The 23832-nt window shown below is 62.5% G+C and carries 21 protein-coding genes; 15 read left to right on the top strand and 6 right to left on the bottom strand.

Annotated elements, in window-relative coordinates; genetic code table 11:
- Nucleotides 1-42 precede the first annotated feature (42 nt).
- The 4 genes from ACGYLQ_RS06185 to ACGYLQ_RS06200 all read left to right on the top strand — a co-directional run bounded on the left by ACGYLQ_RS06185 (nt 43) and on the right by ACGYLQ_RS06200 (nt 3527).
- Nucleotides 43-1161 (top strand): Ppx/GppA phosphatase family protein, encoded by a 1119-nt coding sequence (locus tag ACGYLQ_RS06185; protein ID WP_067266266.1) that lies wholly within the window; start codon nt 43-45, stop codon nt 1159-1161.
- Entirely contained in the window at nt 1161-1886 is a 726-nt protein-coding gene (locus ACGYLQ_RS06190; RefSeq protein ID WP_394417483.1) for an RlmE family RNA methyltransferase, read from the top strand. Before ACGYLQ_RS06185 ends, ACGYLQ_RS06190 begins: the two co-directional genes overlap by 1 nt.
- A gap of 94 nt (nt 1887-1980) precedes the next feature.
- Complete coding sequence (locus ACGYLQ_RS06195) at nt 1981-2538, top strand: hypothetical protein (RefSeq protein ID WP_394441182.1); 558 nt, start codon at nt 1981-1983, stop codon at nt 2536-2538.
- A gap of 167 nt (nt 2539-2705) precedes the next feature.
- Nucleotides 2706-3527: a bifunctional allantoicase/(S)-ureidoglycine aminohydrolase gene (locus tag ACGYLQ_RS06200; protein WP_394441185.1), complete on the top strand. Its 822-nt coding sequence runs from the start codon at nt 2706-2708 to the stop codon at nt 3525-3527.
- Between the two features lie 226 nt (nt 3528-3753).
- Here the strand turns inward: ACGYLQ_RS06200 and ACGYLQ_RS06205 are convergent, their stop codons facing one another.
- From ACGYLQ_RS06205 to puuE, 3 genes are read right to left on the bottom strand one after another with little or no spacing between them, the layout of a single operon-like run.
- Complete coding sequence (locus tag ACGYLQ_RS06205) at nt 3754-5190, bottom strand: nucleobase:cation symporter-2 family protein (RefSeq protein WP_394441187.1); 1437 nt, start codon at nt 5188-5190, stop codon at nt 3754-3756.
- Between the two features lie 54 nt (nt 5191-5244).
- On the bottom strand, nt 5245-5739 hold the full coding sequence (locus ACGYLQ_RS06210; RefSeq protein ID WP_394441189.1) for an ureidoglycolate lyase: 495 nt from the start codon (nt 5737-5739) through the stop codon (nt 5245-5247).
- Nucleotides 5736-7145: an allantoinase PuuE gene (puuE, locus tag ACGYLQ_RS06215; RefSeq protein ID WP_394441191.1), complete on the bottom strand. Its 1410-nt coding sequence runs from the start codon at nt 7143-7145 to the stop codon at nt 5736-5738. Before puuE ends, ACGYLQ_RS06210 begins: the two co-directional genes overlap by 4 nt.
- 139 nt (nt 7146-7284) lie before the next feature.
- Between puuE and uraH the strand changes: the two genes are divergently transcribed.
- Nucleotides 7285-7638, top strand: a complete 354-nt coding sequence (uraH, locus tag ACGYLQ_RS06220) for a hydroxyisourate hydrolase (RefSeq protein WP_394441192.1) — start codon at nt 7285-7287, stop codon at nt 7636-7638.
- Here uraH and ACGYLQ_RS06225 read toward each other — a convergent pair.
- The gene (locus tag ACGYLQ_RS06225; RefSeq protein ID WP_394441194.1) at nt 7635-8540 is read right to left on the bottom strand and encodes a LysR family transcriptional regulator; all 906 of its coding nucleotides are present in this window, start codon (nt 8538-8540) and stop codon (nt 7635-7637) included. The genes uraH and ACGYLQ_RS06225 overlap by 4 nt on opposite strands.
- A gap of 96 nt (nt 8541-8636) precedes the next feature.
- Between ACGYLQ_RS06225 and ACGYLQ_RS06230 the strand changes: the two genes are divergently transcribed.
- Entirely contained in the window at nt 8637-9896 is a 1260-nt protein-coding gene (locus tag ACGYLQ_RS06230) for a urate hydroxylase PuuD (protein ID WP_394441195.1), read from the top strand.
- Between the two features lie 9 nt (nt 9897-9905).
- Here ACGYLQ_RS06230 and ACGYLQ_RS06235 read toward each other — a convergent pair whose 3' ends face one another.
- Together ACGYLQ_RS06235 and ACGYLQ_RS06240 are read right to left on the bottom strand one after the other, a co-directional pair.
- Nucleotides 9906-10853, bottom strand: coding sequence for an MBL fold metallo-hydrolase (locus ACGYLQ_RS06235; RefSeq protein ID WP_394441197.1), 948 nt, complete (start codon nt 10851-10853; stop codon nt 9906-9908).
- The gene (locus ACGYLQ_RS06240) at nt 10850-11767 is read right to left on the bottom strand and encodes an MBL fold metallo-hydrolase (RefSeq protein WP_394441199.1); all 918 of its coding nucleotides are present in this window, start codon (nt 11765-11767) and stop codon (nt 10850-10852) included. Before ACGYLQ_RS06240 ends, ACGYLQ_RS06235 begins: the two co-directional genes overlap by 4 nt.
- A 193-nt stretch (nt 11768-11960) precedes the next feature.
- Between ACGYLQ_RS06240 and ACGYLQ_RS06245 the strand changes: the two genes are divergently transcribed.
- The 9 genes from ACGYLQ_RS06245 to ACGYLQ_RS06285 all read left to right on the top strand — a co-directional run bounded on the left by ACGYLQ_RS06245 (nt 11961) and on the right by ACGYLQ_RS06285 (nt 23761).
- On the top strand, nt 11961-13022 hold the full coding sequence (locus ACGYLQ_RS06245; protein WP_394441201.1) for a methionine ABC transporter ATP-binding protein: 1062 nt from the start codon (nt 11961-11963) through the stop codon (nt 13020-13022).
- The gene (locus ACGYLQ_RS06250; protein WP_394441203.1) at nt 13012-13686 is read left to right on the top strand and encodes a methionine ABC transporter permease; all 675 of its coding nucleotides are present in this window, start codon (nt 13012-13014) and stop codon (nt 13684-13686) included. Before ACGYLQ_RS06245 ends, ACGYLQ_RS06250 begins: the two co-directional genes overlap by 11 nt.
- A 41-nt stretch (nt 13687-13727) precedes the next feature.
- Entirely contained in the window at nt 13728-14504 is a 777-nt protein-coding gene (locus ACGYLQ_RS06255; RefSeq protein WP_394441205.1) for a MetQ/NlpA family ABC transporter substrate-binding protein, read from the top strand.
- A gap of 412 nt (nt 14505-14916) precedes the next feature.
- Nucleotides 14917-15909, top strand: coding sequence for an ABC transporter substrate-binding protein (locus tag ACGYLQ_RS06260; protein ID WP_394441207.1), 993 nt, complete (start codon nt 14917-14919; stop codon nt 15907-15909).
- A 103-nt stretch (nt 15910-16012) separates the two neighbouring features.
- Nucleotides 16013-16816 carry a taurine ABC transporter ATP-binding protein gene (locus ACGYLQ_RS06265; protein WP_394441209.1) on the top strand — a complete coding sequence of 268 codons (804 nt, stop codon included), beginning with the start codon at nt 16013-16015 and terminating at the stop codon, nt 16814-16816.
- Nucleotides 16816-18081, top strand: coding sequence for an ABC transporter permease (locus ACGYLQ_RS06270; RefSeq protein WP_394441259.1), 1266 nt, complete (start codon nt 16816-16818; stop codon nt 18079-18081). The genes ACGYLQ_RS06265 and ACGYLQ_RS06270 overlap by 1 nt, the downstream gene beginning before the upstream one ends.
- Nucleotides 18082-18172: 91 nt before the next feature.
- Entirely contained in the window at nt 18173-18760 is a 588-nt protein-coding gene (locus ACGYLQ_RS06275) for a helix-turn-helix domain-containing protein (RefSeq protein WP_394441210.1), read from the top strand.
- An 89-nt stretch (nt 18761-18849) separates the two neighbouring features.
- Entirely contained in the window at nt 18850-21312 is a 2463-nt protein-coding gene (locus ACGYLQ_RS06280) for an FAD-dependent oxidoreductase (RefSeq protein ID WP_394441212.1), read from the top strand.
- 1 nt (nt 21313) lies between these two features.
- The gene (locus ACGYLQ_RS06285; RefSeq protein ID WP_394441214.1) at nt 21314-23761 is read left to right on the top strand and encodes an FAD-dependent oxidoreductase; all 2448 of its coding nucleotides are present in this window, start codon (nt 21314-21316) and stop codon (nt 23759-23761) included.
- Nucleotides 23762-23832 lie beyond the last annotated feature (71 nt).

Raw genomic sequence — 23832 nt, forward strand, 5'->3', positions numbered from 1 at the left:
GGGAATACCTTGGGGGCAACTCGATATGAAAGGCGCGTAACCATGGCGCCACAGCGTCCCAAAGGTGCGGGTGCGCTCGACAAAGACATTCCGGCTCTGAGCCCCGCGCCAGTTCCGCCCAGATCTAATGAGCTATATGCGGCCCTAGATCTGGGTACAAATAGCTGCCGTATGTTGATCGCCCAGCCTCGGGGCAGCGGTTTCCATGTGGTGGACAGTTTTTCGAAATCGGTACAATTGGGTGCCGGTTTGGAAAAGACCGGGCGGCTCTCGCGCGGATCAATGGCGCGCACCATTCAGGCATTGCGCATCTGTCAGCAAAAATTACGGCGCAACAAGGTGCAGAACATGCGTCTTGTCGCGACCGAAGCCTGCCGCCGTGCGCAGAACGGGGCGGAGTTCATGCGCCGTATCCAGCGCGAGACCGGTCTCAAGCTCGACATTATCCGCCCTGAGGAAGAAGCCCAGCTTGCCGTGATCTCCTGCGCGCCGCTGGTCAGCCGCAAGACAGAAAACCTGCTGGTGGTGGACATCGGCGGCGGCTCGACGGAGTTGGTCTGGATCGATATTTCCAAGGTGCCGCGGGCCGACCGCGCACGCTCGATCATGCGGCTTCAGGGCGGGTTTTATCAGGCGAAATCCGATGTCCCCGCCGCACGGGTGGTGGATTGGATCAGCGTGCCATTGGGAGTGGCGACCCTGCGGGATCAATTCTCTGACGTCGAAGACGATGCCGCGCGCTTTGCGCTGATGAGCTGGTTTTTCGAAGAGAACCTCACCGATTTTACACCCTATCAGACGATCCAGTCGCAAAAGCGGTTCCAGATCGTCGGCACCTCGGGCACCGTGACCACCGTGGCGGCAAGCCACCTGAACCTGAAGCGCTATGACCGGACAAAGGTTGACGGCCTCAGCATGACCAGCGCCCAGATCGACAAGGTGATCCATTCCTATATCGCCATGGGGCCGGGCGGGCGGCGCGCCGATCCGCGCATCGGGCAAGACCGGGCGGCGCTGATCATGTCGGGGGCCGCGATCCTGCAAGCCTTGATGCGCTGCTGGCCGACCGACAGGCTGTCAGTTGCGGATCGCGGTCTGCGCGAAGGCCTGCTATATGCACAGATGAGCGCCGATGGCGTATTAGAAGAAGGGGTCTTTTAATGGCCAAGACACCGGACGGAAAGAACACCTCGGGGCGCGGTCAGCGTGACCTCAAGGTCAAGGTGAAATCCGCACGCGGGCGCAAGCTCAGTTCGACCCGTTGGTTGCAGCGGCAGTTGAACGATCCATATGTCAAACGCGCGCAGGCCGAAGGCTATCGCGGGCGCGCGGCTTATAAGATCATGGAATTGGACGATAAATATCGGTTCCTCGTCCCCGGCGCGCGGGTGGTGGACCTTGGTGCCGCGCCGGGCGGTTGGTGTCAGGTCGCCGTCAAGCGCTGCAACGTATTGGGCGAAAAGAAGGGCAAGGCGCAGGGCACCATTCTGGGGGTCGACCTGCAAGAGATGGAGCCGATTGCGGGCTGCGAGTTGCACCAGCTCGACTTCATGGAGGATGACGCCGACCTCAAGGTCAAGGAATGGCTCGGCGGCAAGGCAGATGTGGTGATGTCGGACATGGCAGCGGCCTCATCCGGGCATAAACAGACCGACCATTTGCGCATCATCGCGCTTTGCGAGGCGGCGGCCTATTTCGCTTTCGATGTGTTGGAAGAGGGCGGCACATTCGTAGCCAAGGTGCTGGCAGGCGGCGCGGAAGGTGAGTTGCAAAAGCTGCTCAAGCGCCGTTTCACCAAGGTCGCCAATATCAAACCACCTGCCAGCCGCCCCGATTCATCGGAGAAATTCGTGGTGGCGACAGGGTTTAAGGGCGAAGAGGGTTAAGCCGCCATTGCCGTTCATGGGGCGTAAACCAGTCAAACGTTAGGGTGTAGCTCTCCCGCGGTATTTGTGCCGCCTACCTCATGAGGGCTCCCCGATGCTACGACACCTGCCACTTGTATCGCTCATCTTCATCCTCTGTTCCGGGCTCAAGGTTTCCGCCTCCGAAGTGCCTTGGGCGGTGACCGATTACATCGACCGCGAATTGCTGGCTTGGGTCAATGATGCCCGCATAGTCGATGCGATCGCACAGCAGAACGCGCGGCACCGCGAAATGAATGCGCTGGCGGTCACGCCGGCGGCAGTCACCGGGCCGGTCGCCGAGGTGGCTCAGCCGAAAGCCCCGATTGCCGCCGCCTTTCTCCAAACGCAGATCGCCCGCGCCGAGGGGCAGATCGCCGGGGTGACTTTGCTGGATGCCTATGGGCTGACCGTGGTCTCCAGCGGCAGCGCCTCGGTCTATTTCAAGGGCGGCAAGCCCAAGAACAGCATTCGTTTTTCGCCGCCGTCGGGGATTTTCGTGATTGATCAGGTGGCCGTTGACGAAAGGTCGAAGGCCCATCAAAGCCGCGTCTCGATGCCGATCACGGAGCCGTCGAACGGCGCAATTATCGGGGTGATTACAGTTGAGTTGGAAGCGGCGGCTTTCTTCTGAGGCTGCTCTCTGCGCAGACCGGTCCCGGCAGGCGGGGCCGGTCTGTTGCTCTCCTCCTAAGCGGGGTCGGGACTATCAAATATCCCCGAACAATCCTTCAGCGATAAAACCCTTGGCCTCGGCCTGGGAAGCGGCAATTCTGCAGCCCATCCCGACGGAGAGAGTTGATGACCCCCCCAAGCTATTTCGCACCCACCGGCGGCCACCCGGATCAAAAAACGCTTTTGTCAGATCGCGCCGTCTTTACAGAGGCCTATGCCGTCCTCCCGCGCGGCACGATGCGCGATATCGTGACTTCTTTCCTGCCGTTCTGGGAGGGCACGCGGCTTTGGGTCATCGCCCGCCCGATGACCGGCTTCGCCGAGACATTCTCGCAATATATCATGGAAGTGCAGCCCGGTGGCGGCTCGGACCGGCCTGAGCTTGATGCGCAGGCGCAGGGGGTGCTTTTCGTGGTCGAGGGTGGCTTTACCCTGACCGTTGAGGGCCAACAGCACGCGATGCGCGAAGGCAGCTATGCCTATATCCCCGCGGGGGCCGATTGGACGCTGAAAAACGACAGCGGCGCGGTGACGCGCTTTCACTGGATCCGCAAAGCCTATGAGGCGGTGGAGGGGTTGGACCGCCCCGACCCGCTCGTGCTGAACGAGCAGGACATCGAGCCGAATGTGATGCCCGATACTGATGGGGTCTGGGCGACGACACGGTTCGTGGATCCGCAGGATCTGCGCCACGACATGCATGTGACCATCGTCACGCTACAGCCCGGTGGGGTGATCCCCTTTTGCGAGACCCATGTGATGGAACACGGGCTCTATGTCCTGGAAGGCAAGGCGGTCTACCGGCTCAATCAGGATTGGGTCGAGGTCGAAGCGGGTGATTTCATGTGGCTCCGCGCCTTTTGCCCGCAGGCTTGCTACGCGGGCGGACCGGGGCCGTTCCGGTATCTGCTTTATAAGGACGTGAACCGGCATATGAAGCTCCGGTGAGGCGGTGAGGGCCAGCGCCTGCCCGCGGGTGGGCGAACATACCTTGGTTCGTGCCACTTTATGGTTCAGTCATGATGTGTGCTCGCCAGGTCGCGCCCAGCCTCGCCAAATCGCCTACCCGTCCGGGCGGGCAGGCGATGGCCCGGCGCCTGCGGCTTGATTCCCGGCCAAGGTGGTAATCTCAGCCCCCAAAGAAGAGGGCGCCGAATCGGGCGCCCCTTCATCATCAAACCCGCTTCTCCAACGACCCCGAACCATGCCCCGAAAGCCCGCCGGAGACCTCCTCGGTCGCCTCATCCGACAATTGCTCGGGCAACGCCAAGTTCAGCACAATCGCGATCAGCGCCGCTGGCAGCAGCCCGCTGGTCATCAGCACGCGCAGCGTGTCGGGCAGGTATTGCACCGCCTTGGGGTCCAGTTGCAGCCCCAGCCCGATCGAAAGCGAGATCGCAAAAATCACCATGTTGCGGCGGTTCCAGTTCACGTCCGACAGCATCGAGATGCCCGCCGCGACCACCATGCCGAACATCACGATCACCCCGCCGCCCAGCACTTCGATGGGAATTGTGCGGATCACCGCGCCGACCTTGGGCACCAGTCCGCAAAGGATCAGGAACAGCGCGCCCACGGTCACCACATGGCGGCTCATCACGCCGGTCATGGCGATGAGGCCGACGTTCTGGCTGAAAGAGGTATTGGGAAACCCACCAAAGACCCCGGCCACCGCGCTGCCCAAACCGTCGGCATAGGTGGCACCCGTGATTTCGGCATCCGTCGCCTCACGCCCCGCGCCGCCCTTGGTGATGCCCGAGACATCGCCAACGGTCTCAACCGCCGAGACGAAGGCCATCAGGCAGAAACCGACGATGGCGGCGAAGCTGAACTCGAACCCATAGGCAAAGGGCACGGGCAGCGCCACGGCGGCGGCGCGGTTCCAACTGGTGGCGATGCCCTCGAAGGTGACCATCCCCATCGCCAGCGCATAGAGATAGCCCAGGCCAATGCCGATCACCACGGCAGAGACCGATAGCATGCCCCGGGCGAAGAACTTCAGCCCCAGCGTCGCGACGATCACCACCAGCGCCGCCGACCAGTTCAACAGGCTGCCGTATTCGGGGCTGTTGATCGCGGGCACGCCCCCGGCGGCATATTGGATGCCCACCTTGACCAGCGCGAGGCCGATCATCGTCACCACCAGCCCGGTCACCAGTGGCGGCAGGGCAAAGCGGATGCGTCCGATGAAAGTGCCCAGCAGCACATGAAACAGCCCGCCGACCAGAACGCCGCCAAAGAGCGCGGGCAGCGCCTCGACCCCTTTGCCCGCGACAAGCGGGATCATGATCGGCAGGAATGCGAAACTCGTACCCTGCACAATCGGCAGCCGCGCGCCCACCGGACCCATGCCGATGGTCTGAAACAGCGTGGCGATGCCCGCGAAGAGCATCGACATCTGGATCAGATAGGTCATGTCGGGAAACCCCTGCGCCCCGGCGTCGGAGCCAAAGCCAAAGCCCGCAGCCCCTGCCACGATGATCGCGGGGGTCACGTTGGAGACGAACATCGCCAAGACATGCTGAATGCCCAAGGGCACGGCCTTGGACAGTGCGGGGGTATAATTCGGGTCGCGCAGTTGCGCCGGCGTGCCCAGTGAAGCGTCAGTCATGTCATTCTCCCTATTGACCGATCCCGTCTGCCGCTTCTGATGAGGGCATGACGGTTATTCCTTGGCTGCGACCACCTCCCACGGCTGATCAAACCAATGTTCTTCCAAATTGTCGCCTGCGCCGATCCGGTCGACCACGGCGAAAAGACCGGGGGCGCTCAGCGGGCAGCAAACCGCGTGCCATGTATTGCGGCGGTAGTTCACGCCCTGACCGGCGCCTGCGAGAAAGGCCTGCAAGGGGCCGGGGCGGCCTGCGTCATCGGGGGCGACGACCACGAGATAGGGGTTTTGGTGCATCGGCAGAAAGGCCTGCGCGCCAAGCGGATGCCGCTCGACCATTTCAAGGGTGAAGGGCAGGGCGCGCGGCTCTGCGTTAAAGACGCTGATGCCCGCGCGGCCCCCGCAAAAGTCGAGATCGGCCAGATCGTGATGCCGCCCGCAAAGCCCTTGGTTGATGATTTTGTCAGGCGCCCCGCGCACTTCCAGCACCTCGCCGAAGGGGGCGAAACCCTCGGCGGTGAGGGGCTGAAGCAGGATCTGCCTGCTCATGGCAGCAGGTCTTTCAGACGCAGCTGCGCAATCCGTTCGACTTGGCGGCAGGCCTCGGCAAACTCGGTGTCGCGGTCATTGTCGATGCGGCGTTTGAAAGCGGCGAGGATGCCCGCCTTGTCGTGGTCGCGCACGGCGATGATGAAGGGGAAACCGTGTTTTTCGACATAGCGGTCGTTCAATTGGGTAAAGGTTTCCCGCTCCTCATCCGTCAGCGCATCCAGCCCCGCGGCGGCCTGTTCCGAGGTGCTCTCAGCCGTCAGCCGCTTGGCCTGCGCCAGTTTGCCCGCCAGATCGGGGTGGGCTTGCAGCACGCCGAGGCGCTGCGCATCTGAGGCGGAGCGGAAGACCCGTGCCAGAGCGTTGTGCAGGCCGACGGCGGTGTCATGACCCGCGCCAAGCTCCAGCGCATGGGCGCCCTCGGCGATCCAAGCCGAATGTTCGAAAATGCTGCCGTATTTGGCGACGAAGGTCTCGCGGTCCATCTGGCTGGGACGCGCGCGGCGCTGGTGCGGATGGGTGGCGGCCCAGTGATCGGCGATTTGCTCACGGGTGGCGAACCAAACGCCCTCATGGCTTTGGGCGTATTCGATGAACTGGCGCAGCGCCTCGACCCGACCGGGGCGGCCAATCAGGCGGCAGTGCAACCCGACCGAGAGCATCTTCGGCGCGCCCTCGACCCCTTCGCGGTAAAGCGCGTCGAAACTGGCTTTGAGGTAGTCAAAGAACTGCGCGCCCGCATTGAACCCCTGCGGCGTGGCGAAACGCATGTCGTTTGCGTCGAGCGTATAGGGCACGATCAACTGGTCGTGGTCACCGACCTCCATCCAATAGGGCAGATCATCGGCATAGGCGTCGGCCACATAGGCGAACTGCCCGGTCTCTGCCGCTAGGCGCAGCGTGTTCTCGGACGAGCGCCCACAGTAAAAGCCGCGCGGCGCTTGGCCGGTCACTTCGGTATGCAGGCGGATCGCCTCGGCGATGGCTGCGCGCTCTGCGTCTTCGGCCATGTCCTTGTGTTCGATCCATTTAAGACCGTGGGTCGCCATCTCCCAGCCTGCGTCGATCATCGCGGCGACCTGCACGGGCGAGCGCGCAAGCGCCGTGGCGACGCCATAGACCGTGACGGGCAGGTCTTTCATCAAACGGTGCAGCCGCCAGAACCCGGCGCGGGCGCCGTATTCATAGATCGATTCCATATTGGCATGACGCTGACCCGGCCATTGCGCGGCGCCGACGATCTCGGACAGGAACGCTTCTGATGCCGCATCCCCATGCAGGATGTTGTTTTCACCGCCTTCTTCATAGTTCAGCACCAGCTGCACGGCGATCTTCGCGCCACCGGGCCATTGTGCATCTGGGGGGGTGGGGCCGTAACCCTGCATGTCGCGGGGGTAGCGAGTCATGTCGTTCTCCTTCTATCGTTCTCTGTCTAGACCGGAAGGTCTTGGATTGCTTTCAATTAATTCCTGAAAGACTATCGTGAAAAGGGCACTTTCGCTCGGGCGCGGCGCGGGCGATCAAGGGTTAGGCACGGAGGGTATGATGACAGGCTATCTGACAACACATGTATTGGACACCGCGCGCGGCTGCCCGGCGGCGGGGCTGAAGATCGACCTCTACCGTCTGGAGGGCGAGACGCGCACCCATCTGCGCAGCCTCACCACCAATGCCGATGGCCGCACCGATGAGCAGATCCTGCCCGCGGCGGAGTTCGAAACCGGCACCTATGAGCTGCTGTTCCACTGCGGCGATTACCTCGACGCGCAGGGCGTCCCGGCAGAGGAACCGCGCTTTCTGGATGTCGTCCCGCTGCGTTTCGGCATGTCTGAGGCCGCGCATTACCACGTGCCGCTGCTGCTCTCGCCCTTCGGCTATTCCACCTACCGCGGCAGCTAGACCTTTAGCGCGTCTTCCATCCGCGCGATCATGAAATCCATGAAAAGCCGGGTCTTGGGGTCTTGATGGCGGCGATGGGTGTAAAGGCAGGCCATCTGAACGGGCAGGGGCGGCGTGTCTTCCACGACCCGCACCAAAGCGCCGCTTTGCAAATGTTCGGCGATCTCAAAGATCGGCTTCATAGCGATGCCCGCCCCCGCCAGCGCCCAATCGGTCAGCACATCGCCATCGTCACTCTCAAACCGCCCGCGCACGTCGTATTTCACCGCGCCTTCAGGGCCTTGTAGCTGCCATTGAAACTCGGTCGCGCCGGGAAAGCGCAGGTTGAGGCAGTTGTGCTGGCCGCGGTCGATCTCGGCCCCCGAGCGGGGATGCCCATGCGCCGCGACATAGGCCGGGCTGGCGCAGAGCACGCGCTCGCAATCGGCCACCTTGCGGATCCGTAGTGTAGAATCCTGCGGGCGACCCAGAAAAAAGGCCACGTCCAACCCTTCGGCGGTGAGATCGAGCTTACGGTCGCTGAGGCGCAGCCGCAGATCGACGAGCGGATAGGCTTCGGCAAAGGCAGGCACATGCGGTGCGATCAGCCGCCGCCCGATGCCCAAGGGGGCCGCCACATGCAGCGTGCCGCGCGGATTGTCAGTGACGTCTTCGATGCCCGCTTCGGCCTCGGCCACGGAGGCGAGGATCTTGCAGGCGCCATCGTAGAAAATCCGCCCCTGTTCGGTGGCCGACAGGCTGCGCGTGGTGCGCTGGAACAATCGCACGCCCAGATGCCCCTCAAGCTGCGTAATCCGCGCCGAGGCCACTGCAGGCGATACCCGCTGGTCGCGCGCCGCCGCCGACATGCTGCCAAGCTCGTAGACGCGCACGAAGGTGCGGATGTTGTCGAAATAGGACATTTATCGGGAACTTTTGATAGAGTTTAGGGAATGCCAAATCTAGCGGTAAAATCCGCGATTGAATAGTCTGCCCGGTGAATCATCCGGAGAGACCTCATGCACGACTTAGCCATCATCTGGGATTGGATCGGCTTTGCCATCCGCTGGGTGCATGTCATCACCGCCATGGCATGGATCGGCGCGTCCTTCTACTTCATCGCGCTCGACCTCGGCCTGCGCAAGGTGCCGCATCTGCCCGCGGGCGCATTTGGCGAGGAATGGCAGGTCCATGGCGGCGGTTTCTATCACATTCAGAAGTACCTCGTGGCGCCGGAAAACATGCCCGAGCACCTGATCTGGCACAAATGGCAGAGCTATTCGACGTGGCTCTCGGGCGCGGCGCTTTTGATGGTCGTCTATTGGGCGGGGGCGGAGCTTTATCTGATCGATCCCTCCAAGGCGGACCTCTCGGTCTTCCAAGGTATCCTGATCTCAGCGGGTTCGCTGACGCTGGGCTGGCTGATCTACGACTTCCTGTGCAAATCGCAGCTCGGCAACCGGCCCACGGTGCTGATGCTGCTCTTGTTCGTGCTGCTGGTGGCCATGGCCTGGGGCTACAACCAAGTCTTTACGGGCCGCGCGGCGCTGCTGCATCTCGGGGCATTTACAGCGACGATCATGACGGCGAACGTGTTTTTCATCATCATGCCGAACCAGCGTATCGTGGTGAAGGACCTCCAAGAGGGCCGCACGCCGGACGCTAAGTATGGTAAGATCGCCAAACTGCGCTCGACCCACAACAACTACCTGACGCTGCCGGTCATCTTCCTGATGCTTAGCAACCACTACCCGCTGGCTTTCGCGACCGAGTACAATTGGCTGATCGCCGCGCTGGTCTTCCTGATGGGGGTGACGATCCGGCACTACTTCAACACGATGCACGCGACCGGCAAGGGCCCGCATTGGACATGGGGCGTGACCGCGCTTTTGTTCGTGGCGATCATGTGGCTTTCAACCGCGCCCTTGATGCAAGACGATATCGAAGCGGCAGAGGCCCGCGCGCTGACTGAGACAGAACAGCTTTTCGCGAGCGCCGAGGGGTTTGACGAGGTGGCCAATATCGTGCCGGGGCGTTGCGCCATGTGCCATGCGCGCGAGCCGTTCTACGACGGTATCCACCGCGCGCCCAAGGGGCTGCTGCTTGAAACGCCTGCCGACATCGTTCGCGCCGCGCGGCAGATCTATTTGCAAGCGGGGGTGACCAACGCCATGCCCCCCGCCAATGTGTCCTTCATGGAGGAAGAAGAGCGCCGCAAGATCATGCGCTGGTATCGCGACGGGGCCGCAGCACAGCCCTTCAGCCTCGCGGGGAAGTAGCGGGGGGCGCTACTCGAACTCCATCTGCTCGAACACGCGGCCTGCGTTTTTCGTCGCCAATTCCTCGAAAGTATCAAGCCCGGCATAGGGCGATTGATCCACATAGTAAGCCTCGGCCAGCCCGCCCCCCGCCTCAAGATGCGCGGCGATCTGCGCGCGGAGGTAGAGCAGATAATCCCGGGTGAAGCGACGGACCTGCGCCATATTGGTCGGATGCCCGTGACCGGGGATCACATAACGCGCCGCAAGCGGCTCAAATGCGGTTTCCCAAGCCTCGATCCATTCGGCGGTCATCGTGTCAGGAAAGATCGGCAGCATGCGCTCGTGAAAGGCCATGTCGCCCGAGATCACGAGGCTCTGCATTGGCAGCCAGATCACGATATTGCCGGGGCTATGAGCCGGGCCGAGGTGGCGGGCCTCGATGCGGAAATCGCCCATCTCGACGATATATTCATCCTCGAAGGTCTCGGTTGGCAGTTGCACCTCCGTCCCCTCGGCCCGGTCGCGGTTGTAGCGCTGCATGGCCTCCAGAATACTGCCGCCAAAGCGCTCCACCTCATGCGCTGCTTCTGCATGCGCGACGATCGGCACGCCTTGCTCGGCCCAGTAACCGTTGCCCAGAACCGCGTGACCCTGACCGTTCTCGTTAAAGACCAATTTCACTGGCTCGTCGGTCACGGCCTTGATCTCCTCATGCAGCGCCGCGGCCAGCCCGTAGGCCGCGCCGCCGTTGACTACGACAACGCCTTCGCCGGTCACGATGAAGCTTAGGTTGTTGTTATGGCCCGCGTTTTCGTAAGTGGGCGGGGCCGTCGCTCCGATGGCCGAAAAGACGCCGGGAATGACTTCATAGGGTTTGTCGTAGAGCAGGGAGCCGGGGTATTTATCGGCGATATCCTCGCTGGCCATGGCGTGCGATCCGAGCAGAAGGGCGGTGGCGCAAATCAGGTGCTTCATTGTGCGGCCCCCAGAAAACGATAGCCTTCGCCACTCCGTTCGACCCGGCCCAATCCCCCTTGCGGCAGGTGAAAGCCCATCAGCCAGATTTGCTCCTGCGCCAGCCGGTCCAGCAAACGCTGCCGGGTGCTCGCGCCTTGCTCGGGGTCTTGGTCCGATCCGCTGGCCCAGCCCGGGCGGGCAAAGGCAAGATGGTGGTTGCCAATGGCGTCGCCGCCGATCAGCAGCGCATCACCGCCCGTGCCCAGAAGGAAAGACATATGCCCGGGCGTATGGCCAAAACTCGCCTGCGCCGTGATGCCGAGCAGCACTTCGTCCCCGTCGGCAAAATGGCTCACCCGATCCTCGATTGCTTCCAACCGCCGCGCGGCCCCCACGGCAAAGGCGGCGCGGGCCGGGCCAATCCGGTCCACCGTCGCCGGATCGCGCCAATAGTCCCATTCGACTTGGCCCATATGGTAGCGCGCATTGGGAAAGACCAGATCGTCGAAATCGTCCAGCACGCCCCACAGGTGGTCGGGATGGCCATGGGTAAAGACCACATCGGTCACCGCCTCCGGCGCGACGCCTGCGGCATCAAGGCTGTCGAGCAGCGCCCCGGCGGAGGGCATGAAGGCAGGGCCCGCGCCCGCATCAAAGAGGATCACCCGCTCGCCATTGCGCAAAAGCGTCAGGTTGCAGGGCGGCTCCAACTGGTCTTGGGGCAGGCCGAAGGGCGCCAAAGCCTCCGCCAGTGCGTCTTGCGGCAAACCTTCGAAGAAAAAGCTGCGCGGCAGCACCAGATTGCCGTCGCTCACGCTGATGAACTCATAGCCGCCGATCTGGGCCGAGGTCATGGCGAAGGCGCGCAGCGGCGTTTGGGCAAGCGCTGCCGCCCCCATTCCGGCCAGCACCATTCGTCTGTTAATCTTCATCTGCTCCCCTCCCATCATTCATTCCGATTCGTGAATATAATCATCCCCATCGGTTTGCGACACAAGGGGCGAATGCGGCTGCGCGAGATAGGCCCGAGAAACAAGGCAGCTATGCATGATCATGCCTTGCATCGCCCGCAGGGGTTCTATCTACGGGGGCACCACTCGAAACCCACCCCGATCCGGACGGAAAATGACTGATATCACGACAGAAGGCGCCTCGATCGCCTTTGACAAGGTTGGCAAGGCCTTTACCAAAGCGGGCGGTGCGACCGTGAACGCGCTCGAAGGGATTTCCCTCGACGTGGCACCCGGCTCCATCACCGGGATCATCGGGCGTTCGGGGGCGGGCAAGTCGACCCTGCTGCGTATGGTCAACGGGTTGGAGCGTCCGACGACCGGCAAAGTGCTGGTCGGGGGTGAGGATGTAGGCAGTGCCAAGGGCGGCAAGCTGCGCGCGATCCGTCGTGACGTTGGCATGATTTTTCAACACTTTAACCTGCTGTCTTCACGCACTGTGGCAGGCAATATCGCGCTGCCGCTCGAAGTGGCGGGAATGCCGAGCGCGCAGATCAAGCCGCGGGTGGCGGACCTGATCGACCGTGTCGGTCTGAGCGCGCAGGCCGGGCGCTATCCGGCGGAGCTATCGGGCGGGCAGAAACAGCGTATCGGCATCGCGCGGGCCTTGGCCACCGGGCCGAAGGTGCTGCTTTCGGATGAAGCGACATCGGCGCTCGACCCCGAAACCACGCAAACTGTTCTGGCGCTTTTGAAGGACATTAATCGCGATCTGGGGCTGACGATCCTACTGATCACCCATGAGATGGCCGTGGTGCGCGACATCGCGAGCCATGTGGCGGTGATCGACGCGGGCCGCATCGTGGAGCATGGGGAGACCTATGACATCTTCACCGCGCCGCAACATGCGACGACGCGGTCCTTCCTGTCGGGCGTGACGGGCGTCACCCTGCCTGCCTTCGTCAAAGACCGCCTGACCCAAACCCCGCCCGCGGCTGGGGGCGAAGAGGTCATCCGCGTCACCTTTGCGGGCACCCATGCCACCGATCCGATGCTGGCGCGATTGACGCAAGAGATGGGCATTCCGGTCAATATCCTTGCCGGCGCGGTGGAAGAGATTGGCACGCGGCCCTTCGGCAACCTGCTGGTGTCGATGCCCGTGGCGCAGGCCGCCCAAGCGCGGGCCTTTTTGGAACAACACGGGCTTCTCACGGAGGTGCTGGGCTATGTCGGCTAACCTGATTAACCTATTGATCGAAGCCACGGGGCAAACGCTTTATATGGTGGCGATTTCGGCCATCCTCGGCACGCTCTTCGGCCTGCCGCTGGGGCTGTTTCTGGCCACATCACAGCGCGGGGAACTGCTGTCGTCCCCATGGGTGAACAAGGTGCTCGGGCTGGTGGTGAACGCCACGCGCTCCGTGCCGTTCATCATTTTGGTCGTGGCCATCATTCCCTTCACCCGCATGATCGCAGGCACCTCCATCGGCACCACGGCGGCGATCGTGCCGCTGACCATCGCCACGGTGCCCTTCATCGCTCGGCTGGTGGAAAACGCCATTCGCGAGGTCGATTCCGGCCTGATCGAAGCCGCCCGCGCCATGGGTGCGACACCGCTGCAAATCATCCGCAAGGTGCTGCTGCCCGAAGCGCTGCCCGGCATCACTTTGGGCCTGACCCTCGCCATCGTGAGCCTGATCGGTTACTCCGCCATGGTCGGCGCCGTGGGCGGCGAAGGTCTGGGCGATCTGGGTATCCGCTATGGATATCAGAGGTTTATGCCCGACGTCATGGCGATTGTCGTGATTATCCTCATCCTTCTGGTGCAGCTTGTGCAGTCCATTGGCGAGCGTATCGCCAGCGCCGTGGATAAACGGGCCACCAAAAGTGGCGGTCAATAGGCCGCGCCTTACATCCGTTCTCTCAACCTAAGGAGACTACTATGCTTCGTCTTACAACACTCACCTCCGTTCTGGCGCTGATGGCCACCGGCCTTGCCGCCGAGGAAATCAAGGTCGGTGTGTCCCCCGGCGAACACGCCGAGATCATGGAAGAGGTCGCCCGCATCGCGGAGCCTATGGGCCTTGAAATCGATGTGGTCGAATTCTCTGACTATGTGGTGCCGAACCAAGCGCTCGCCGATGGCGACATTCAGGCGAACTCTTTCCAGCACGTGCCCTATCTCGAAGCGCAGATGAAAGACCGCGGCTTTGAGCTGAGCGTGGTCGGCAACACGATCACCACCCCGATGGGCGTCTATTCCGACAAGATCACCGATCTCGCCGATCTCGAAGAAGGCGCGACATTCGGGATTCCGAACGATCCCACGAACGGTGGCCGCGCGTTGCTGGTCCTGCAGGAACTCGGTTTGATCAAGGTCGATGAGGCCGCAGGTCTGGTGCCGACCGTCCTCGACATCACCGAGAACCCCAAAGACCTGTCCTTCAAGGAGCTCGACGCCGCGCAACTGCCGCGTTCGCTGGCCGATTTGGATGCGGCTTTGATCAACACCAACTACGCGATTGCCTCGGGCCTCAGCCCCAAGGAAGATTCCATCGCGATGGAAAGCGCCGAGAACCCCTATGTGAACGTCATCGCCGTCCGCAAGGGCGACGAAGAAGCGGCATGGGTTGAGACATTGCTCAAGGCCTATCACTCCGATGAGATCAAAACCTTTATCGATGAAAGCTATCAGGGCACGGTAATCACCTCCTGGTAAGCGCTTGTTCTAGAAGCGTATTGATAGACTTGACCCGCGCCCGCGCGGGTCAAGAGCGCCCCAACCCGGGCCGGGGCATTCCGACTAGTTAAGACTCCCGTTTTCATTGGGTCGAGGCTGACGGTCAGCTAAAACCATTAAATTTCTGTTTAAAAATTCCGCGTAGTTCTCGCAGGTAACGCGCGTTCTGGCACATTTCTACGCATACTTCTTAACATTGAAATTATGTTGCGCTGCGGCGTGAGAAAATTGTTGAAAAGTTCAATTCCACCCGTATCGTGAAATCGTGATGGATTTTTTCACATGACCCGGGGCTTGCCCTTCCTGATGTCTGACAGGGCCGATGGTCGCGATCCATGTGAACGGGAGTTCGACTGCAAGACGCGACCATAACAAACCAAGGGAGACTATCATGAAGACCGTGAAACTGATGGGCACCGCCGCCAGCCTGCTTGTGCTGGGGGTCAGCCAATCCGCCGCGCAGGATCTGACCGTAGGGTATTTCCTCGAATGGCCGATGCCGTTCCAATACGCCAAGGCGGAGGGGATGTATGACGAAGCGCTCGGCACGACGGTGAATTGGGTGAGCTTCGATTCCGGCACCGCCATGTCGGCGGCGATGGCCTCGGGGGATGTGCAGTTGTCGCTCAGCCAAGGCGTGCCGCCCTTCGTGGTTGCCACGTCGGCGGGGCAAGATCTGCAAATTCTCGATGTCGCGGTCAGCTATTCCGAGAATGACAATTGCGTCGTGCGCGAGGCGCTGGAGATCGACAAATCCTCTGCCGAGGAACTGACGGGCAAGAAGGTCGCGGTGCCGCTTGGCACGGCTGCGCATTACGGTTTTCTCAAACAAATGAACCACTTCGGCGTCGATGTTGGATCGCTCGACGTGGTGGATATGGCGCCGCCAGATGGGGCCGCGGCCATCGCGCAGGGATCGGTCGATATGGCCTGCGGCTGGGGTGGGTCGCTGCGCCGGATGATGGAACATGGCAATATCCTTCTGACCGGCGCAGAGAAGGAAGAGTTGGGCATTCTCGTCTTCGACGTGACCTCCGGCCCGGCCTCTTGGGTGGCCGAGAACTCGGACACGGTCGCTGCCTTTCTCAGCGTGACGGCTGAGGCAAATGCGATGTGGGCGGATGAGGCCAACCGCGACAAGATGCTGCCCGTCATCGCCAAGGACGCCGGTATGGACGAAGACGCCACGATGGAAACCATCGCGACATTCTCTTTCCCGTCGGTTGATGAGCAGATGGGTGAGAAATGGCTCGGCGGTGGCGCGCAGGAGTTCATGAAAGGCGTGGCGGATGTCTTTGTCGAAGCAGGCGCGATCGACGGTGCGCTCGACAGCTATGAAGACGCGGTGAACACCGGCCCGCTGCAAGCCGCGAGCGAAATGTAAGCCAAGCGGCGCAAGAATTGGCCGCCCCGTCGCAGCCCGGTGCCTGATTGCGAGGGACCGGGCAGATGGGGCGCGCCGATAAACGAATAAGCAGCGGGGCGGCATGTCGGGATTGAAAATTGAAAACCTGTCGATGCGGTTTGATCTGCCCAACGGCAGTCATGTGCAGGCGCTTAAGGACGTATCGCTTGACCTTGCGGAGGGGGAGTTGATGTCGGTCCTTGGCCCCTCGGGCTGTGGCAAGACGACGCTGCTCAACATCGTGGCGGGTTTCCTTGCCCCGAGTTCGGGCGAGATCGTGATGAACGGCCATAGCGTCACCGGGCCGGATGCCGAGCGTGGCATGGTCTTTCAACAGGGCGCGCTCTTTGAGTGGATGTCGGTGCGCGAAAACGTGAGCTTTGGTCCGCGCATGAAGGGGCAGGGCGAAAAGCAGTACGGGGCCGAGGTTGACCATCTGCTTGATATCGTTGGGCTGGGCGATTTCAAGGAAAAGGCGATCTATGAGCTCTCGGGTGGGATGCAGCAGCGGGTGGCGCTGGCGCGTTGTCTGGCGAATGACCCCGATGTGATCTTGATGGACGAACCCTTGGGCGCGCTGGATGCGCTGACCCGCGAAAAGATGCAAAGCCTCGTCCTGAAACTGTGGAAAGAGACCGGCAAGACCATCATCCTGATCACCCATTCGGTCGAAGAGGCGCTGCTGCTTGGCGAGCGGCTTTTGGTCATGGCGCCGCGCCCGGGGCGCATTCACCGTGAATACCGTCTGCCATTTGCTGATCTGGGCGTGGGGCAAGACCTGCGTGAGGTCAAGAAGCACCCGGAATTCGCCGAAAGGCGCGAGGAAATCCTCGGCATGATCTGGGACATGGAGGAAGAGATCATGGGCCGGACGGAGGAGGCATGATGTTGATCCTGCTTATTTATATCGTCATCTTCGCGCTTTCCTTTTTCCTTGTCCGTCTGGTTGTCGATCAGACAGCCAGCGGCTTTGCTGCGCGCAAAACGGTAACCTTTGGCGACGAAAGCGCGGTGACGTCGAACCGCACCGCCAGCGTGATCTCGATCCTGACGATCTTCTTGCTGTGGGGCGCCTTCACCGGCTCGTCCCTGCTTCCCCGATTTTTACATGCGCCCGGCCCGTTCGAGGGGCTGGCCGAGCTGACCTATACTGCCGAGGCCGATGACGGCTCCCGCGATGACGGCACGATTGCGGTGCTGGTGCATCCGGTGGGCGAAGACGCCGAGACGCCGCAGGTCGATCCCGGCGAAGGCTGGGCCAAGAATGACGCTTTCACCATCGGCGCTTGGCGCTCGGGGCTGTTGCGTGTTGATAAGAATGATGAGAAGGGCCGCGATCTCGGGCACCGGGTCGTCGCCGTGAACGGGCAGGAGATCGCGCCCGGTGGCGAGGTGCAGACCGAGTTTGGCCGCGTGGGCATGTCGCCCAAGGGCACGCTGAATTTCGAGCCCGCCAAGGGTTGGCAGATGGAGCCGATCTGGCTGCCGCCCCCCGAAGCCGTGGTGTCTCGTCTTGCCGAAATTTCAAGCCATGGCTACCGCGACAGCACCCTGTGGGAGCATCTGGGCTATTCGCTGTTTCGCGTGGTGGTGGGGTTCGCTCTTGGGGCGCTGGTGGGCATTCCGCTGGGCTATGCCATGGGGCTGTCGGGCTGGTTTCGGGGCTGGTTCGATCCGATTGTCGAATTCATGCGCCCCGTGCCGCCGCTCGCGCTGATCCCGCTGGTGATCATCTGGGCGGGGATCGGGGAGGTGGGCAAGATCATCCTGCTGTTTCTCGCGGCGCTGTGGATCATGGCCATCGCCGCGCGTTCGGGCGTCTCGGGGGTGAATATCACCAAGGTCCATGCGGCTTATTCGCTGGGCGCCTCCAAGGCGCAGATCATGCGCCATGTCATCGTGCCAAACTCGCTGCCCGAGATTTTTACCGGCGCGCGGGTGGCGATGGGGGTCTGTTGGGGCACGGTGGTTGCCGCTGAACTGGTCGCGGCAGAGAAGGGGGCGGGGATGATGATCATGGTCGCCTCCAAGTTCCAGCTGACCGATATCGTGCTCATGGGGATCATCCTGATCGGCATCATCGGGTTCGGCATCGACATGCTGATGCGCAAGGCTGAGCGTTTGCTGGTCCCTTGGAAAGGGCGGTCTTAACCCCGCCCGCAATCCCCTTCTGTATGAAAGGAGCCGCCCTTGCCAGACGCCGAATTCCGCGCCACAGTGAAAAAATGGAGGAAAATTTCACATGACCCGAGCAAAAAGGCCCGGGGCGGAGGCCGTGGGGCCACGCTCTCTGGGGGCCGACCTACGGGCGATCCGCAAAGGGCGCAAACTGACTCTCACGGATCTGGCCGAGGCTTTGGGCCGGTCGGTCGGCTGGGTCAGTCAGATCGAACGCGACATCTCGACCCCCTCCATCGCCGACCTGCGTCGCATCGCCGAGATCTTGGATGTGCCGATCTCGCTCCTTTTTGGCGAAGCGACGGTAAGCCCCGAAGAACGCGGCTATGTCGTGCGGGCCGGGGCGCGGCGCGCCATGGGGAGCGCGGCCAATGGGTTGACGGAAGAACTGCTTTCGCCCGATCTCACCGACAGTTTCGAGGTGATCCACTCGACCTTTGCCGCCTATTCGGGGCTGGAGGCGCCCGTCAGGCGCGAAACGCAGGAGGTTGGCTTCGTCATCTCGGGCCGGTTGAACCTCACGATCGCGGAACGCCGCTTTACCGTCGGCCCCGGCGACAGCTTTCGCATTCGGGGCGAATATTACACTTGGGACAACCCCTACGACACGCCCGCCGTGGTGGTCTGGGTGATTTCTCCCCCGGTTTACTGAACCGGATTTTCATCCATTCGAACAATTACAAACTGTCCGGGGGCGCCTCTGGCCAGCCCTTTGGCGGTGCATGGCGATAGGAGGTGCATGTGGCTGATTTTCCGACAACGGCACGGGTGGTGATCATCGGCGGCGGCGTGGTTGGGGTCTCGACCCTCTATCACCTCGCCCGCGCGGGGTGGACCGATTGCGTCCTGCTGGAAAAGAACGAACTCACCGCAGGCTCCACTTGGCATGCGGCGGGCAACTGTCCGAATTTCTCGAACTCATGGGCGGTGATGAACATGCAGCGCTACGGGCTTGAGATGTACCGCGGCTTGGGTGAGGCGGTCGGCTATCCGATCAATTACCATGTCACCGGGGCGCTGCGGCTCGCGCATAGCCGCGAGCGGATGCAGGAGTTTGAACATGTCGCCTCTATGGCCCGCGCGCAGGGGCTGGGGATGGAGATGTGCACCCCCGCCGAATTGAAGGAACACAATCCTTTCATAGAGTTGCACGATTTGGCAGGCGGGCTGTGGGATCCCTTAGATGGGGATATCGACCCGGCGCAATTGACCCAAGCCCTTGCCAAGGGCGCGCGAGAGGCGGGCGCGGCGATCCACCGTTTCACCCCCGCGACCGGGATAGACCGCGAAGGGGATGAATGGATCGTGCATACCGACAAGGGCGCGATCCGCTGCGAGAAGGTGGTCAATGCTGCCGGCTATTACGCGCAACGGGTGGGCGAATGGTTCCGCCCCCATGGGGGCCGCCAAGTGCCTGCGGTGGTGATGAGCCATCAGTATTTCCTGACCGAGGAAATCCCCGAGCTTGCCGCTTGGACCGCCGAGAAGGGCCACAAGATGCCAATGGTCCGCGATGTGGACAGTTCCTACTACCTGCGGCAGGACAAGAACGGGCTGAACCTCGGCCCCTATGAGCGCAACTGCAAGGCGCATTGGATCTCCCCCGACGATCCGATGCCCGAGGATTTCAGTTTTCAGCTTTATCCCGACGATCTGGATCGGCTGGAATGGTATATCGAAGACGCCATGGCGCGGATGCCGCTGTTGGGCCAGAGCGGTGTGGGGCGGGTGATCAACGGGCCGATCCCCTATGCGCCCGATGGGCTGCCGATGCTGGGCCCGATGCCCGGCGTGCCAAACGCTTTCGAGGCACATAGCTTTACCTTTGGCATCGCGCAGGGCGGCGGCGCGGGCAAGGTCATGGCCGAATGGATCACGCAAGGCGAAACGGAGTGGGACATGTGGGATGTCGACCCGCGCCGCTACACCGCCCATGCCGATCACGACTACACTCTCGCCAAGGCGCTTGAGACCTATGGCCATGAATATGCGATGCATTTCCCGCATCACGCATGGCCCGCCGGGCGCGACAAGAAGCTGTCGCCGCTGCACGACCGTTTGCGCGACGCGGGCGGTCAGATGGGGGCCTACAACGGGTGGGAGCGGGCGAATTGGTTCGCCAAACCGGGTGATGACACCGCCGAGGCCGCGACCCAGACATGGGACCGGGATGGCCCATGGGCGGCGCGGGTTCGTGAGGAGGTCGCGGCGGTGCGCGACCATGTGGGCGTGCTCGATCTGCCGGGGTTCTCGCGTTTCGCGCTTGCGGGGCCGGGGGCTGCGGAATGGTTGCGGGGCCGCATCGCGGGCGCACTTCCGAAGGTCGGGCGGATGACGCTGGGCTATTTCCCCGACAGCCGGGGCCGGGTGCTGACCGAGATGTCGATCCTGCGCCATGCAGAGGATGACTTTACCCTCATCACCGCCGCTCCCGCGCAATGGCATGACTATGCATTGCTGCGCGATGCGCTGCCCCAAGACGGTTCGATCAGCCTGACGGATCGCACCGATGCGGTCTCGACCCTGATCCTATGCGGCCCGAAATCCCGCGCCCTGCTGGCACCGCTGGCGCCAGAGGCCGATCTGGCGCTGCCGTGGCTCAGCCATCAAGAGGCGTCGGTAAAGGGCAAGCCAGCGCTGCTCGCCCGGGTTTGTTTTGCGGGCGAGTTGGGCTGGGAAATCCACGCGGCCCCCGAAGACATGCCCGCGATATATGATGCGCTGATCGCGGGCGGGGCCACGCCCTTTGGGATGTTCGCGCTCAATTCCATGCGGCTGGAAAAAGGCTACCGGACGTGGAAAGGCGATCTGTCGCAGGAGTATACCTTGCTGGAGGCCGGGTTGGACCGTTTCCTGCGCCTCGACAAGCCGGAGGCATTTCCGGGGAAGGAGGCGCTGATCGCCGAACGGGACGCAGGGCCGCAGCGCCGCTTCGTGACGCTGGTGGTCGAAGGCAACCCGCAAGATGCGCCGCCGATGGCCACGCTGCGCCTGAACGGAGATGCCGTGGGCGAGGTGACCAGCGGCGGCTATGGCTACCGGGTCGATGCCTCCATCGCCCTCGGCGTCGTGCGGGCCGAGGCTGCCGTGCCGGGCACTGAACTCACGGTTGAAATCTATGGCCAAAGCTACCGTGCCATGGTGCAGCCCGACGCCCCGCTTTGGGACCGCGAAAACGCACGCATTCGCGCGCAGGAGGTTTGAGATGGGACAGCTGCCTTTCAAAGCCCGCGCGGTGATCATCGGCGGTGGCGTGATCGGCTGTTCGGTCGCCTATCATCTGACGAAACTCGGCTGGACCGATGTGGTACTGCTGGAGCGCAAACAACTGACCTCGGGCACCACATGGCACGCGGCGGGGCTGATCGCACAGCTGCGCGCGACGCAGAACATGACGCGGCTGGCGAAATACTCGCAAGAACTCTACGGCGCGTTGGAGGGGGAAACCGGGGTCGCCACCGGGTTCAAGCGGGTGGGCTCGATCACCGCCGCACTGACGCCTGCGCGGCGTGAGGAGATCTTGCGGCAGGCCGCCATGGCCCGCGCTTTTGGCGTCGAGGTCGAAGAGATCACCCCTGAAGAGGTCCGCGCGAAATACCCCCATGTAAAGACCGAGGGCATGACCGGCGCGGTCTATTTGCCGAAAGACGGGCAGGGCGATCCGGCCAATATCGCGCTGGCCTTGGCCAAGGGCGCCCGGGCGCGTGGCGCGGTGGTGGCCGAGCGGGTCAAGGCGACCGGTGTCACCCGCGCGGGGCGTCGGATCACGGCGGTGGATTGGACCGGGGAGGATGGCAGCAGAGGCCGGATCGAGGCCGAACATGTCATCAACTGCGCGGGCATGTGGGGGCGCGAGATGGGCCGGATGCTGGGCAGCAACGTGCCCCTGCAAGCCTGTGAGCATTTCTATATCGTTACCGAGGCCGTGCCGGGATTGCGCGAGTTGCCGGTGCTGCGCATCCCCGATGAATACGCCTATTACAAAGAGGATGCGGGGAAGATCCTGCTCGGCGCCTTCGAACCCGTCGCCAAACCTTGGGCGCTGGATGGCATCCCCGAGAGTTTTGAGTTCGATCAACTGCCCGATGATTTCGACCATTTCGAGCCGATCCTCGAAATGGCGGTCAAACGGCTGCCGCTGCTGGCGGAGGCGGGGATTCATACCTTTTTTAATGGCCCCGAAAGTTTCACCCCCGACGATGCCTATCACCTCGGTCAAGCGCCCGAGATAGATAATGTCTGGGTCGCCGCAGGGTTCAACTCCATCGGCATCCAATCGGCAGGCGGGGCGGGCATGGCGCTGGCGCAGTGGATGGAGGACGGGCAGAAACCCTTTGATCTGGGCGATGTGGACATCGCGCGGATGCAGCCGTTTCAGGGCAACAAGACCTATCTGGCAACACGCTCGACCGAGACGCTGGGGCTGCTCTATGCCGATCACTTCCCCTACCGCCAGAAGGCCACCGCCCGGGGCATTCGGCGCAGCCCGCTCCATGCGCATCTGCTGGAGCATGGCGCGGTCATGGGCGAATTCGCAGGCTGGGAGCGGGCCAATTGGTTCGCCGATCCCGGGCAGCCGCGCGAATATCGCTATGGCTGGGGCCGGCAGAATTGGTTCGACAATCAAGCCGCCGAACATGCCGCCATCCGCGCGGGCGTGGGGCTTTACGATATGTCGTCTTTCGGCAAAATCCGCGTCGAGGGGCCAGAGGCCGAGGCTTTCATGAACCACGTCTGCGGCGCGCAGATGGCGGTGCCGGTGGGCAAGATCGTCTATACGCAATTCCTCAACCCTCGGGGCGGGATCGAGGCGGATGTCACCGTCACCCGGCTGAGCGAGACCGCCTATCTCGTCGTCACCCCGGCGGCGACGCGGCTGGCGGATGAGACATGGCTGCGCCGCCACGCTGGCGACCGGATGGTGGTGATCACGGATGTGACAGCGGGTGAGGCGGTGCTCGCCCTCATGGGGCCGAAGGCGCGGGACGTGTTGCAGGCGGTCTCCCCCAATGACTTCTCGAATGAGACGCACCCCTTTGGCATGGCGCGCGAAATCGAGATCGGCATGGGCCTCGCCCGGGCGCATCGGGTGTCCTATGTGGGCGAACTGGGCTGGGAGCTTTACGTCAGCGCCGAGATGGCAGGCCATGTCTTTGAGGCACTGATGGAAGCGGGCGCGGCCTTTGGCCTGAAACTTTGCGGCCTGCACGCAATGGACAGTTGCCGGATCGAAAAGGGCTTTCGCCACTTCGGCCATGATATCACCTGCGAGGATCATGTGCTGGAGGCGGGCTTGGGCTTTGCGGTGAAGACCGACAAACCCGACTTCATCGGTCGCGACGCGGTGCTGCGCAAAAAGGAAGAGGGGTTGAAGCTGCGGATGCTGCAATTCCGCCTGACGGACCCCGAGCCACTGCTCTACCACGCTGAACCGATCCTGCGGGAGGGGGCCATCGTGGGCTATCTCACCTCAGGCAACTATGGCCATCACTTAGGCGGAGCGATCGGGCTGGGCTATGTGCCCTGCGCGGGCGAAAGCCCCGCCGATCTACTGGCCTCGACCTATGAGATCGACGTGGCGGGCCGCCGGATCAAGGCCGAGGCCAGTCTGAAACCGATGTATGACCCCAGCGGGGCGCGGTCCAAAAGCTAGGCCGTCGCCTTACGAAAACGCGCCCTTCGCAGGCTTATCCGCCGAGTTTTGACATAGATCAAAGCGGCGGC

Origin of the sequence: Sulfitobacter sp. 1A12779 (assembly GCF_043557315.1) — a bacterium.
Taxonomy (GTDB): domain Bacteria; phylum Pseudomonadota; class Alphaproteobacteria; order Rhodobacterales; family Rhodobacteraceae; genus Sulfitobacter; species Sulfitobacter faviae.

What these genes read in the sequence shown, in the direction of transcription:
- ACGYLQ_RS06245 (WP_394441201.1), top strand. Translation starts at nt 11,961, where the DNA reads ATGACTGATATCACGACAGAAGGCGCCTCGATCGCCTTTGACAAGGTT.
- puuE (WP_394441191.1), bottom strand. Translation starts at nt 7,145, where the DNA reads ATGACTCGCTACCCCCGCGACATGCAGGGTTACGGCCCCACCCCCCCA.
- ACGYLQ_RS06190 (WP_394417483.1), top strand. Translation starts at nt 1,161, where the DNA reads ATGGCCAAGACACCGGACGGAAAGAACACCTCGGGGCGCGGTCAGCGT.
- ACGYLQ_RS06225 (WP_394441194.1), bottom strand. Translation starts at nt 8,540, where the DNA reads ATGTCCTATTTCGACAACATCCGCACCTTCGTGCGCGTCTACGAGCTT.
- ACGYLQ_RS06270 (WP_394441259.1), top strand. Translation starts at nt 16,816, where the DNA reads ATGTTGATCCTGCTTATTTATATCGTCATCTTCGCGCTTTCCTTTTTC.
- ACGYLQ_RS06195 (WP_394441182.1), top strand. Translation starts at nt 1,981, where the DNA reads ATGCTACGACACCTGCCACTTGTATCGCTCATCTTCATCCTCTGTTCC.
- ACGYLQ_RS06185 (WP_067266266.1), top strand. Translation starts at nt 43, where the DNA reads ATGGCGCCACAGCGTCCCAAAGGTGCGGGTGCGCTCGACAAAGACATT.
- ACGYLQ_RS06200 (WP_394441185.1), top strand. Translation starts at nt 2,706, where the DNA reads ATGACCCCCCCAAGCTATTTCGCACCCACCGGCGGCCACCCGGATCAA.
- ACGYLQ_RS06260 (WP_394441207.1), top strand. Translation starts at nt 14,917, where the DNA reads ATGAAGACCGTGAAACTGATGGGCACCGCCGCCAGCCTGCTTGTGCTG.
- ACGYLQ_RS06255 (WP_394441205.1), top strand. Translation starts at nt 13,728, where the DNA reads ATGCTTCGTCTTACAACACTCACCTCCGTTCTGGCGCTGATGGCCACC.
- ACGYLQ_RS06250 (WP_394441203.1), top strand. Translation starts at nt 13,012, where the DNA reads ATGTCGGCTAACCTGATTAACCTATTGATCGAAGCCACGGGGCAAACG.
- uraH (WP_394441192.1), top strand. Translation starts at nt 7,285, where the DNA reads ATGACAGGCTATCTGACAACACATGTATTGGACACCGCGCGCGGCTGC.
- ACGYLQ_RS06210 (WP_394441189.1), bottom strand. Translation starts at nt 5,739, where the DNA reads ATGAGCAGGCAGATCCTGCTTCAGCCCCTCACCGCCGAGGGTTTCGCC.
- ACGYLQ_RS06230 (WP_394441195.1), top strand. Translation starts at nt 8,637, where the DNA reads ATGCACGACTTAGCCATCATCTGGGATTGGATCGGCTTTGCCATCCGC.
- ACGYLQ_RS06275 (WP_394441210.1), top strand. Translation starts at nt 18,173, where the DNA reads ATGACCCGAGCAAAAAGGCCCGGGGCGGAGGCCGTGGGGCCACGCTCT.
- ACGYLQ_RS06285 (WP_394441214.1), top strand. Translation starts at nt 21,314, where the DNA reads ATGGGACAGCTGCCTTTCAAAGCCCGCGCGGTGATCATCGGCGGTGGC.
- ACGYLQ_RS06205 (WP_394441187.1), bottom strand. Translation starts at nt 5,190, where the DNA reads ATGACTGACGCTTCACTGGGCACGCCGGCGCAACTGCGCGACCCGAAT.
- ACGYLQ_RS06240 (WP_394441199.1), bottom strand. Translation starts at nt 11,767, where the DNA reads ATGAAGATTAACAGACGAATGGTGCTGGCCGGAATGGGGGCGGCAGCG.
- ACGYLQ_RS06265 (WP_394441209.1), top strand. Translation starts at nt 16,013, where the DNA reads ATGTCGGGATTGAAAATTGAAAACCTGTCGATGCGGTTTGATCTGCCC.
- ACGYLQ_RS06235 (WP_394441197.1), bottom strand. Translation starts at nt 10,853, where the DNA reads ATGAAGCACCTGATTTGCGCCACCGCCCTTCTGCTCGGATCGCACGCC.